The 12,886-nt window shown below is 69.4% G+C and carries 6 protein-coding genes; 4 read left to right on the top strand and 2 right to left on the bottom strand.

The genetic code is table 11. From position 1 onward, the window contains the following. Window positions 1-7 precede the first annotated feature (7 nt). From NRB56_RS12330 to NRB56_RS12345, 4 genes are all read left to right on the top strand, one after another. The gene (locus NRB56_RS12330; protein WP_153341575.1) at window positions 8-769 is read left to right on the top strand and encodes a decaprenylphospho-beta-D-erythro-pentofuranosid-2-ulose 2-reductase; all 762 of its coding nucleotides are present in this window, start codon (window positions 8-10) and stop codon (window positions 767-769) included. A gap of 491 nt (window positions 770-1,260) precedes the next feature. After that, window positions 1,261-3,444 (top strand): galactan 5-O-arabinofuranosyltransferase, encoded by a 2,184-nt coding sequence (locus tag NRB56_RS12335; RefSeq protein WP_153341577.1) that lies wholly within the window; start codon window positions 1,261-1,263, stop codon window positions 3,442-3,444. Between the two features lie 327 nt (window positions 3,445-3,771). Continuing rightward, entirely contained in the window at window positions 3,772-7,374 is a 3,603-nt protein-coding gene (locus tag NRB56_RS12340; protein WP_319942893.1) for an arabinosyltransferase domain-containing protein, read from the top strand. A gap of 134 nt (window positions 7,375-7,508) precedes the next feature. Further along, on the top strand, window positions 7,509-10,925 hold the full coding sequence (locus NRB56_RS12345) for an arabinosyltransferase domain-containing protein (RefSeq protein WP_153341579.1): 3,417 nt from the start codon (window positions 7,509-7,511) through the stop codon (window positions 10,923-10,925). 125 nt (window positions 10,926-11,050) lie between these two features. Here the strand turns inward: NRB56_RS12345 and NRB56_RS12350 are convergent, their stop codons facing one another. Continuing rightward, window positions 11,051-11,251: a DUF5988 family protein gene (locus NRB56_RS12350; RefSeq protein ID WP_153341581.1), complete on the bottom strand. Its 201-nt coding sequence runs from the start codon at window positions 11,249-11,251 to the stop codon at window positions 11,051-11,053. A gap of 86 nt (window positions 11,252-11,337) precedes the next feature. Beyond that, entirely contained in the window at window positions 11,338-12,882 is a 1,545-nt protein-coding gene (locus tag NRB56_RS12355) for an acyl-CoA carboxylase subunit beta (protein ID WP_319942894.1), read from the bottom strand. Window positions 12,883-12,886: the final 4 nt, after the last annotated feature.

Here is a 12,886-nt window from a genome sequence, read left to right on the forward strand (position 1 = left end):
TCAGCAAATGATCAACGCAGTGGGTAATCCGCAGGCGATTCTGTTGCTGGGCGGTACCTCGGAGATCGGTCTGGCGATCGTCGGCGAGTACCTGAAGAAGGGTCCGGCTCGCGTGATCCTCGCCGCCCTGCCGAACGATCCGCTGCGCGCGGACGCGGTGGCGCAGGTCGAGGCCGCGGGCGCCGCGTCGGTCGAACTCGTCGACTTCGACGCGCTGGACACCGGCAGCCATCCCAAGGTGATCGAGGCCGCGTGGGCCGAGAGCGATGTCGACGTGGCGATCGTCGCGTTCGGTATCGACGGCGACGGCGAGGTCTTCTGGCAGGACCAGCGCAAGGCCGTCATGATGGCCGAGATCAACTACACCGCCGCGGTGTCGGTCGGCGTGCTGCTCGCCGAGAAGATGAAGGCGCAGGGCTACGGCCGCATCCTGGCGATGTCCTCGGTCGCCGGCGAGCGGGTGCGCCGCTTCAACTTCGTGTACGGCTCGACGAAGGCCGGCCTCGACGGCTTCTACCTCGGCCTCGGCGAGGCGCTGCGGTCCTTCGGCCCCCGGGTGCTGGTCATCCGTCCCGGCCAGGTACGCACCAAGCTGTCGGCGCACGTCAAGGAGAACGCGCTGACGGTCGACAAGCACGAGGTGGCGGCCGAGGCCGTCGCCGCTGCCGAGAAGGGCCGCGAGGTCATCTGGGTGCCCGGCACCTTCCGCTACGTGATGATGATCCTCCGCCACATCCCGCGGCCGATCTTCCGCAAGCTGCCGATCTGACGCGATCCCGGCGACGGCGGCCGTCAGCCGCCGTACGGCCGGCACGGCGTCCCCCCGTCGACCGGGCGGCAGGGATGCCCATCTGATTCGGTCGCGGGCCGACTCTGCGTCACCGGCTCGCGGGCCTTCCGGCGTCGCCGGAGGTGGCCCATCCGACGTCGCGGGTGGTGCCCCTTCCGACGTCGGAGGCGGTGCCCTTCCGGCGTATTCGCGTGGCGTCGCAGGCTGTCCGCAGTTCTGATACGCCCGGCAGCGACGGGTGCCTCCGAAGTCGGGTTGCCTGTGTCGGGCGCTCGCGCCAGGGCCTGGTCCGGTACATCGCGGAGAAGTCCGCACCGGATCCGCCGTGGTCCGGACACGGAACGGGTCCGGTTGTCCACAGGCGGCCGGTTGTCCACAGCCGGGTTCCGCGGCCGCGGTGACCGGCGTGCACGGACCGTGCGGGATTCGCGGCTACTTGTAGGCTGACGCACGGCCCGGGTCCACAGGCTATGGAGAGGTGCGGAGGCGGCGTGCGAGAACTAGTCCGGCAGGTCGGCGCGGGACTCGGTGAGGCGGTGCTCGCGATCGTGGTCGCGGCGGTCGTCGCGGCCGTCGGGCTCGAGGCGTTCTCGATCGTGCACTGGCCGGCGTTCAACTCCTCCAACGTGACCCGGTCGATCACCACGGTCGGTCAGGTCGTGACGATCGCGCTGCTGGTCGTGGCCGTCACGCTGATCCGGTTGCGCCGGGCCCGGCGATTCGCCGAAGTGCTGACCTGGGTGGGCATTTCGGGCTTCGTCACGGTCACGCTGGGAATGCCGCTGGCGGCCACCAAGCTGTATCTGCTGGGTATCTCGGTGGATCAGGAGTTCCGGACCGAATACCTGACCCGGCTCACGGATACCGCGGCGCTGCACGACATGACCTACACCGGACTGCCCCCGTTCTATCCGGCGGGCTGGTTCTGGGTCGGCGGCCGGGTGGCGAACCTGCTGGGTGTCGCGGGCTGGGAAGCGTTCAAGCCCTGGGCGATCATGTCGCTGGCGATCGCCTCGGTACTCGCATATGTGCTGTGGTCCAAGCTGATTCGGGCCGATTGGGCGGTCGCCGTCGCGGCGGTGACCACGGTCGTCATGGTCGCGTACGCGTCGCCGGAGGCGTACAGCGCCGTCCTGGTGATCCTGTTCGCACCCGCCATGGTGCTGGCCTGGGGAGCGCTGTACCGCCCCGAACTCGTGCGCGACGCTTCGTCGGCGACGGTCGGACGGAGTCCCGCTGTCCCCGAAACCGGCTCTGGCTCCGCCGAAGTCGACGCTGCCGATCGCGAGCAGGCCATCGATCCCCGGCGGTCCGGCATCACGACACGGGAAGCCGGTGCGGCTGATCGGCACACCGATACCCTGCGTGATCAGCAAACCGGCGGCTCCTCCGCGGACAACCTGGCGGCAGAGCGCGACGACATCCGGCCGCCGGCCCGTGGCGGCTCGGCAGGTGATCCGGCCGCCACGGCCGGGGGCTGGGGGGCAGTGCTGGGAACCGGCCTGTTCCTGGGTGTTTCGGCGATGTCCTACAGCCTGTTCTTCGTGGTGGCGGTATTCGCCGTTGTGCTGATGGCGCTCCTGGCCTGGCTGTCGCTGTGGTGGCAGCGGCGGACGAGTCCGTGGCGGCTGTTGTGGCCCATCCTGATTCGGCTGATCGGTATGGGCGTGCTCGCCGGGGTGCTGGCGCTCTTGGTCTGGGCGCCTTACCTGGGCAAGGCGCTGACCGGCGGCCGGGCGTTGTCGAATACCGCGTTCCACTATCTGCCGGAATCGGGGTCGCGGCTGCCGCTGCCGATGTTCGAGTTCTCGCTGCTGGGCGCGCTGTGCCTGGTCGGCACGATCTGGCTGGTACTGCGGTCGGGCGGGTCGCGGCGGGCGCAGGCGCTGGGGATCGCGGTGGTCGCGATCTATCTGTGGTCACTGCTGTCGATGGCCGTCACCGTAGGCGGCACCACGCTGCTGTCGTTCCGGCTGGAGCCGATCCTGCAGGTGCTGCTCGCGGCGGCGGGGGTGTTCGGACTCGTGGAGGGGGGCCGGGCTGTCTACCAGGCGCTGAACGAGCCGCAGCGGTTCCGGGCGGTGGCCGTGGTGGTGTCCGTGCTGGCGGCGCTGGCCTTCGCCCAGCACATCCCGGACATCCTGAGCAACGAGATCACCACCGCTTACACCGATACCGACGGCAACGGCGAACGGGCCGACAAGCGCAGCCCCTCCGCGGTGTCGTGGTACCGGGAGGTCGACAAGACCCTGCTCGCCGATACCGGCCGGCCGCGGAACCAGACCGTGGTGCTCACGGCCGACACCAGTTTCCTGGCCTACTATCCGTACTTCGGTTTCCAGGCGCTCACCTCGCACTACGCCAATCCGCTGGCCGATTTCTCCGGTCGTGCGAAGGAGATCGGGCGCTGGAGTTCGCTGAAGACGCCCGCGGAACTGCTCGACGCACTCGCCGTCAGCCCCTGGCGAGCGCCGGACGCGTTCGTCTTCCGTACCAGCGGGGACAACTACACCCTGCGACTGTCCGAGGACGTCTACCCGAACGATCCCAACGTGCGGCGCTATACGGTCACCTTCCCGAAGACCCTGTTCGACGACCCGCGTTTCCACAGCACGGCCGTCGGCCCGTTCACCGTGATCACCGTCCGGCACTGAATCCGCATCGGTGCCGTTCCGGCCCGAGTCGATCCGCGGGGCGACATTGTCCCGGTGGCACCACTGCCGCGATCAGGCCGGTGTGATGCTCAGCGCGATCCACAGTGACCGGGACAACAGTTGTCCATGGACGGGCCCTGACTGTGCACAAGTCTGTGGACTACCGCACATTCCTGTGGATAAGTCGCGTTTCTGTGGATAACTCGCGCCTGCGCTGCCACTCGCGGCGGCTGGGCGACCTGTTCATTCGATTGCGTGCCCGGTCTCCCGGCTCGGATGGTGGATGCCGGCAGATTCCGCGATCGCTTATGGCTAGCATCGTGCTTCGTGCGCGCAGACTCCCCGGCGTTGTCCCGGATCCGGCTGATCGCTTTGCTGTCAGGTCTGTTCGGTGTGCTGCTGGCAGTGGCGGTGCCGCTGTTGCCGGTACGCCAGGACCGAGCCACTCTGGATTGGCCACAGCCTCAGTCACTCGAGGTCCAGGCTCCGCTGGTGGCGTATGTGCCGCTGGGCGTGGATATTTCGGTGCCCTGCACGGCGATCCGCGATCTGCCCGCCGGAACCGTGATCGCGACCGTACCCGCTCAGGCCGATCAAGCCGCCGCAAAGGGGCTGGTTGCCAAGGTGATCGGTACGAACTCCGCAACCGGCGGCGAAACCGGAAGCGCCCCGGGCGAATCCAACGGATCGGGGGGCACGGCCAACAGATCCGGAACCGCCGGCAACGGACCCGGCACTGCGACCAATTCGGGCAACGGCAATGGGCCCGGCACTGTGAGCGGACCGAATTCCGCGAACGAAGCAGGGACGACGGGTGATTCGAGTGCGGCGGGCGGGCCGACGCTGTCGGTGATCGTGCGCGATATCCCACTGTTCCGGGTGCCGGTGGCCGAGATCGCCGAATGCACCGCGCTCACCGTGCATTCCACCGCTACCGGCACCACCGCCGAACTCGTCGGCGCGCGGCATCGGGACGGCACGCCGTACCGCACCACCGTCACCAGCGATGCCCGGCCGCAGATCGTCGGTGTCTTCACCGATCTGGACCGGGCGCGGCTGGGCAGTGCGCATCTGCACGCCGATATCGATAGCCGGTTCTCCTCCTCGCCCAGCGCGATCAAGCTCGTCGCCATCGTGGGCGCCGTACTGCTCACCCTGATCGCGCTGATCGCCCTGCACCTGCTGGACACCACCGACGGGCGCCGGGATCGGCGGGTATTGCCGTCGCGTTGGTGGCGGTTGACCTGGGCCGACGGGGTCGCGCTCGGCACCCTCGTGCTCTGGTATGTGATCGGCGCCAACACCTCCGACGACGGATACATCCTGACCATGGCCCGGGTGTCGCGGCACGCGGGCTACATGGCGAACTACTACCGCTGGTTCGGCGTGGCCGAGGCTCCGTTCGGCTGGCCGTACGAGGTATTGGCGTGGATGGCCCGGCTCACCGACGCGGGTCCGTGGATGCGGCTGCCGGCCCTGCTCGCCGGGGTGTTGTGCTGGCTGGTGATCAGCCGGGAGGTGTTGCCGCGGCTGGGCTGCCGGGTGCGGCGGATCCGCGACGCCCACGACGCTCGGCAGGAGCAGATCCTCGGTCCCGGGCAGCGACAGCCGGGTCATCCGGACGCGCTGCGGATCAGCGGGGTGGCGCGCTGGACCGCGGCGCTGGTCTTCCTCGCCGCATGGTTGCCCTACGACAACGGCCTGCGCCCGGAGCCGCTGATCGCCCTCGGCGCGCTGCTCACCTGGTGTTCCGTCGAGCGGGCCATCGCCACCCGGCGGCTGCTGCCCGCAGCGCTCGCGGTGTTGATCGCGGCGTTCTCGCTGGCCGCCGGGCCTACCGGGCTGATCTGTCTCGCGGCGCTGATCGCCGGATCGCGGCCGGTGTTGCAGGTGCTCATCGCGCGGGCCCTCGGCGCCACCGGACCGGGTGGCGGCGCGGCACGCGATACCGAAACGGGTGTCGTGTCGCGCACGGCGACATCCGGAGTGGCGGGGTCGGTCTGGCTGCGGTTCGCGGCGCTGCTGGCGCCGGGACTGGCGGCCGGGACGCTGGTGCTGGTGGTCGTTTTCGCCGATCAGACGCTGGCCTCGGTGCTGGAGGCGACGCGGGTGCGGAAGCTGGTGGGGCCGGATGTGGCCTGGTTCGACGAGCGCACCCGCTGGGATTCGCTGCTGATGTTGTCGCCGGACGGCGGGCTGGCCCGCCGGTTCGGAATTCTCGGGATGTTGTTGTGCCTGGGCGTCTGTGTGCTGGTGATGCTGCGGAAGAACGGGCGCATTCCGGGTACCTCGCGCGGGCCGTCGGCGCGGGTGCTGGGGATCGTGTTCATGTCGCTGCTGCTGATGATGTTCACGCCGACCAAGTGGACGCATCATTTCGGCGTGTACGCGGGGCTGGCCGGGTCGCTGGCGGCGCTGACCGCGATGGCGGTGGGCAGCAACGGTATTCGGGCGCCCTATCTCCGGTCGCTGTTCGCGGCGGCGGTGTGTTTCCTGCTGGCGATCACCTTCACCGGGTCCAACGGGTGGTGGTACGTGTCCAGTTACGGCGTGCCGTGGTGGGACAAGCCGCCGATGATCGCGGGTAAGGGCTTCTCGACGGCGTTCCTGGGGCTGGCGGTGGTGTGCCTGCTGGTCGCGGCGTGGCGGTACTACCGGCAGCCGTACGTGGCGGCCCGGCCGGTCCGGTGGCGGTTCGATAGGTTCGCGGTCGAGCCGTTGACGATCGCGGCCGCGTTCATGGTGCTGTTCGAGGTGGCCTCGTTCGGGAAGGCGGCGGTGACCCAGTATCCGGCGTATTCGATCGCGAAATCGAATGTCCGGGCGCTGACCGGCCGGCCGTGCGCGCTGGCGGACGAGGTGCTGGTGGAGACCGATACCGCGGATTCGCTGTTGCAGCCGTACTCCGGCGCCGCGAAGGACGGGCTGGCCGCGACGCCCGAGGACAACGTCGGCTTCACCCCCGACGGCGTCGCCGACGATCTCACCGCCGATCCCGACGAGACCGTGGCCGGCGGCGCGAATTCGATCAACGCCAATTCCAAGAACAAGACCACCCGGACCACCGCGGCCGGCACCGGCGGCGGCACCGCGACCGCCCCGGGGCTGAACGGCAGCGCCGCGCTGTTGCCGTTCGGGCTGGATCCGGCCCGGACCCCGGTGCTGGGCAACTACACCACCGGCGACAAGCAACCGGCCAAGCTGACCTCGCAGTGGTATCGCCTCGATCCGGCGGCGCGCCAGGACGCGGATCGGCCGGTGCTGGTGGTGACCGCGGCCGGACGGATCAAGTCGATCAACAAGGACGGGGTGGTCAGTTACGGCCAGGACCTGCGGCTGGACTTCGGTCATCGCAATGCCGACGGTTCGGTCGCGCCGCTGACCTCGGTGCTGCCGCTGGATATCGGCGGCGCGCCGTCGTGGCGCAATCTGCGGGTGCCGCTGGATCGGGTGCCCGCCAACGCCGACGCCGTGCGCCTGGTCGCGGTCGCCAACGACCTGACCGCGCGGCAGTGGCTGGCCGTGACCCCGCCGCGGCTGCCACGGCTGGCGACCCTGGACGCGGTGGTCGGCCGCACCGATCCGGTGCTGGCGGATTGGCATGTGGGGCTGGCCTTCCCGTGCCAGCGACCGTTCGATCACGCCGACGGCGTGGCCGAGGCCCCGCGCTGGCGCATCCTGCCCGACCGGGTCGGCTCCGACGCCGCCAACGCCTGGCAGGACGATATCGGCGGCGGTCCGCTGGGCTGGACCGGACTGTTGTCGAAGCCGACGACGCTGTCCACCTACCTGAACCACAACTGGGATCGGGACTGGGGCGAGCTGGAGCGTTTCACGCCGTATCGGCCGGATGCCCGGCCCGCCACCATCGACGTCACGGTCCGGGATCGCGGCGGCTTCGGAAAGGACGCGCCGATCAAGACACGCTGACCGCCGGATTCCGGCCCGGTTCGAATTTCCGGCCCGCCGGAGTGCCGGATTTCCGGCCCGTGGTGAGCGGCGAATGTCGCGTCCGGACGGAATCAGCTGTGTGCTCGTGTGCACTGTGGGCGGATATCGGCTCGATGCGGATACCATTCCCAACCGTGTCCGATGTCGCAACCGCAGTCCTGACGAAGCCGGCACCGCCCCCGCCGGTGCCCAAGCCGAGCGATTACCGTGCCGCGCGGCTGATCGCCGCCATCGCCGGGCTGCTCGGAGCGCTGTTCGCACTCGCCACCCCGTTCCTGCCGGTGGTGCAGACCACCGCGGAGGTGAACTGGCCGCAGAGCGAGACGATCGGCAACCTCGAGTCCCCGCTGATGGCACAGGTGCCGGTCGATCTCCGGGCGAGCATCCCGTGCGCCGTGGCGGCGCAGCTGCCACAGGGCGGCCTGTTGCTGAACACCGCCCCGCCGCAGGGTGATCGGTCCGCGCTGCAGTCGCTGTTCGTGCGCGTCACCGAGAACTCGGTGGACGTGGTGGACCGCAACGCCATCGTCGCCAGCGCCAAGCGGGCCGACCTCGGGCGCTGCACCTCGATCGACATCAGCTCCGACGTCAACCGGACGAGCGCCGCGTTCACCGGGCTCACCGCCACGGTCGAGCGGCCGGTGGCCGGTGGTCCCGCGGGCGCCACCGAACTGGTCACGGCGCCGGTCGAGGGCACCCTCAACGGAGATCTGCGGCCGCAGGTGGTCGGCGTGTTCTCCGATCTGAAGGGCGCGGCGCCCGCCGGGCTGTCCTTCCACATGACCGTCGACTCCCGGTTCACCTCGCACCCCACGCTGACCAAGATCGTCGCGACGATCGCCGCCGTGCTGTGCACGCTCATCGCGTTGCTGGCGCTGGCCCGGCTCGATCTCGCGGACGGCCGCGGTCATCGGCGCATCCTGCCCGCCCGCTGGCTGCGGCCGACCTGGGCCGACGGCACGGTGATCGGCACGCTGGGGATCTGGCATTTCATCGGCGCCAACACCTCCGACGACGGCTACATCCTGACCATGGTGCGGGTGGCCCCGCACGCGGGCTACCTGGCGAACTACTTCCGCTGGTACGGCGTCCCGGAGTCGCCGTTCGGCTGGTACTACTACGTCATCCAGGAGTTCGCGAACATCTCCACCGCGAGCTGGTGGGTGCGCATTCCGGCGCTGTTGTGCGGCATCCTGTGCTGGCTGGTGATCAGCCGGGAGGTGCTGCCGCGCCTGGGTCGCGGCAGCCGCGGCGCACTCGGCCGGCACCCGCTGGTCCGGGGCGATTCCGTCGCGCTGTGGACGGCGGGCATGGTGTTCCTGGCGTTCTGGCTGCCGTACGACAACGGCCTGCGCTCGGAGCCGATCGTCGCGCTCGGCGCGATGCTGACCTGGGTGTCGCTGGAACGGGCCATCGCCACCAGCCGGTTGCTGCCGGCCGCGGTGGCGGTGTTCTTCGCCGCCTTCACCCTCGCGGCGGCGCCGACCGGCCTGATGTGCGTGGCCGCGCTGCTGGCCGCCATCCGCCCGCTGGTCCGGATCGTGGTGCGCCGCCGCCGGGAACTCATCGCGCGAGGCGCGGGCCGCCGGCTGGGTGCGACGCTGCCGCAGCTGGCCCCGATCGGCGCGGCCGGCCTGCTGGTGCTGACCGTCGTCTACGGCGACCAGACCTTCGCCAACATCCAGGAGGCCGACCGGATCCGGCAGATCACCGGCCCCAACCTGGCGTGGTGGGAGGACTACCTCCGCTACTACTACCTGTTCGTCCAGACCGTCGACGGCTCGGTGTCGCGCCGCTTCGCGTTCCTGGCGATGATCCTCTGCCTGATCACCACGACGCTGGTGCTGTTGCGCCGGCGGCAGGTTCCCGGGCTGGCCTCCGGGCCGACCTGGCGGCTGATCGGCATGGTGGCCGGGACGATCTTCTTCATGATGTTCAACCCGACCAAGTGGACCCACCACTTCGGCGCGTACGCCGGTCTCGCCGGTGCGCTGGCGGCGGCGACCGCGATCGCGGTGTCGCGGACCACGCTGCGGTCGCGCAAGAGCCGCTCGATCTTCCTGGCGGGCCTGCTGTTCGTGCTGGCGGTGTCGTTCTCCGGCACCAACGGGTACTGGTACGTCTCCAGTTACGGTGTGCCGTGGTTCGACAAGCCGGTGCAGCTGCACGGGCATCAGTCCAACACCATCATGCTGGTGTTGTTCGGCTTGGCCCTGGCGCTGGTGGGCTGGCAGGCGCTGCGCGAGGACTACGTGGCCCCGCCGGGCGACCGGCCGCGGCGCGCGGCCACCGCGCGCCGGCTGGCCGGGGTGCCGCTGACGCTGGTGGCGCTGCTCATGGTGGCGTTCGAGGTGCTGTCGCTGGCCAAGGGCGCGTACTCGCAGTACCCGTCCTATTCGCTGGCCCGCTCGAATTTCGATGCGCTGGGCGGCAATTCATGCGGACTCGCCAACGACGTGCTCGTGGAGGGAAATGTCAACGGCGGCAACCTGACTCCGATCATCGATCCGGCGCATCCGCCGAAGAACGGCGACCCGCTGGCCGGCGAGAACCCGACCGGCTTCGACCCCAACGGGATTCCCGACACGCTGAAGGCCGATTCGGTCGAGGTGAAACCGGGTTCCGGCAACACCACCACCCAGTCCGTCGGCGTCAACATGGCGGACGGGCAGAACGCCGGCACCGGGGGCGGCCGCATCGCCGACGCCGGGGTGAACGGCAGTACGGTGGCACTGCCGTTCGGTCTCGATCCGAAGACCACGCCGGTGCAGGGCAGCTACCAGGCCGGTATCCAGGAGCCGGCGCATCTGACCTCCAGCTGGTACGAGTTGCCCGCGCGCTCACCGCAGTCGCCGCTGGTCGTGCTCTCGGCGGCCGGGCGAATCCTGTCCTACGACACCGCGGGAGCACTCCAGTACGGCCAGGACCTCGTGGTCGAGTACGGCAAGCGCAACCCCGACGGCACCGTCACCAAGCAGGGCAGCACCATCCCGCGCGATATCGGCCCGGCGCCGTCCTGGCGCAACCTGCGCGTCCCGATGGACGCGCTGGCCGGCGACGCCGACGCGATCCGCGTCGTCGCCAACCGGAACGTGCTGATCGGCGACCAGTGGCTGGCCTTCACCGCTCCCCGGGTGCCGGCCCTGCAGACGCTGGGCGACTACATCGGCACGAAACAGGAGGTGCTGGAGGACTGGGCGGTGGGCTTGCAGTTCCCCTGCCAGCAGCCGTTCCTGCATCGTGACGGCGTGGCCGATATGCCGAACTTCCGGATCAAGCCGGACCGACCGCTCGCGGTCAGTTCGACCGACACCTGGCAGGCCGAGGAGTTCGGTGGCATCAACGGTTTCGCCAACATGCTGGCCGGCGCCTCGACGATCCCGACCTATCTGAAGGGCGACTGGGCGCGGGACTGGGGTTCGCTGGAGCGCTTCGACCGCTACTACCCGAACGCCACCCCGGCGAAGATCGATACCGGGGAGCAGACCCGATCGGGATTCTGGTCACCGGGCCAGATCAGGATGTACTGAGTCTATCGAGCGATCCGTGGGCGGACACCGCGGCGGATCGGCTCGGCGGAATTCGGAACGGGCGGGCGGCGTACCTCGGTACGCCGCCCGCGACTCGTCTGGGGAACCGGACCGGGCGAGCGAGCTCAGTGTTCGATGTGCTCGAACCATTCGTAGACGGGCAGGCTGCCCTCGGAGGTGTCCCGCCAGCGCGGGGTCACCCTGAACCGCTCGTAACCGCCGTCGTGCGCAATACGTAACTCGATACCCGGTGGAGTTATCGGGACGATCCGTTGCGACAGGTCGGACGGTCCGCCTTCTAGTACAGCCTTCGGTGAGCTACCCATAGCAGAAGGCTCTCACACCGTGGTCCCCGGTCCCGCTGATTCCGGTAAAGACAATGATTGCGGTCGTGTTCCGGCCGGTGGGGCGGTCAGAACGGGAACAGATGGTGTTTGCGCGGGTTGCGAATCAGCTTCTTGTCCCGCAGAAGGTGCAGGGCCCGGCGAATTTCCAGGCGCGTGGCGGCGGGCTCGATGACCGCGTCGACGTAGCCGCGCTCGGCGGCGACCCACGGCGTGGCCATGGTCGCGTTGTAGAAGTCGATCATCTGCTTGCGCAACTGCTCGCGCTGATCCTCCGGCGCGGCCGCCAGCTGCCGGGCGCCGATCAGGCTGATCGCGCTCTCCGCGCCCATCACCGCGATCCGGGCGGTGGGCCAGGCCAGATTCACGTCGGCCCCGAGCTGTTTGGAGCCCATCACCGCGTAGCCGCCGCCGTACGACTTGCGGATCACCACCGTCACCTTCGGCACACTGGCCTCCACATACGAGGCGATGAACCGACCGCCGCGCTTGATGACGCCGATCCTCTCCTGCTCGACCCCGGGCAGGAAACCCGGTGTGTCGACCACGAACACCAGCGGGATCTCGAACGCGTCGCAGATCCGCACGAAATGCGCGGCCTTGTCGGCGGTGCGGGCGTCCAGTGCGCCCGCGTACATCATCGGCTGGTTGGCGACCACGCCCACCGCCCGCCCGTCGACCCGCGCGAAACCGGTGATCAGGTTCCGGCCCGCCGCCGCGCCCACCTCGTGGAAGTCGCCGTCGTCGAAGATCCGCAGCAGGATGTCGTACATGTCGTAGGCGGCGTTGTCGGCGTCGGGCACGATCGTGTCGAGTTCCCGGTCGCTGTCGGTGATCTCGGGTTCCAGGCCCGGATTGATCACCGGGCCCTCCTCCTGGCAGCTGGACGGGAAGTAGCTCAGGTACTGCCGCACCCATTCGAAGGCGGCGGCCTCGTCCTTCGCGACGTGATGGATGTTGCCGTACTGCGCCTGGCTGTGCGCCCCGCCCAGTTCCTCCAGGCTGACATCCTCGCCGGTGGCCTCGAGGATCACCTTCGGCCCGGTGACGAACAGGTAGGCCGATTCGGTGGCCACCAGCACGTCGGTGTTGATCGGGGCGTAGACCGCGCCGCCGGCACAACTGCCGAGCATCATCGAGATCTGCGGCACCATGCCGGACAGCGGCTCCTGGCGACGGCCGAGCTCGGCGTACCAGGCCATGGAGGTCACCGCCTCCTGCACGCGGGCGCCGCCGGAATCGTTGATGCCGACCACCGGGCAGCCGACCTTGGCCGCGAACTCGTAGATCGCGGCCACCTTCCGGCCGAACATCTCGCCCACCGAACCGCCGTACACGGTCTGGTCGTGGGAGAACACCGCCACCGGCCGGCCCTCGACCAGGCCGTGCCCGGTGACCACGCCGTCGCCGTAGAGCGCGTCGGGGTCACCGGGGTTGCGTACCAGCGCACCGACTTCCACGAAGCTGCCGGGATCGAGCAGCATGCCGATCCGATCCCGGGCCGAGGGGATGCCCTTGCGAGTCCGTTTCGCCACCCCCACTTCGCCTGCCGGTTCCTGCGCGACTTCGAGTTTCTTGCGCAGTTCGGCGAGTTTCTCGGCGGTGGTGCTCACAGAT

Origin of the sequence: Nocardia aurantia, assembly GCF_009604425.1 — a bacterium.
Taxonomy (GTDB): domain Bacteria; phylum Actinomycetota; class Actinomycetes; order Mycobacteriales; family Mycobacteriaceae; genus Nocardia; species Nocardia aurantia.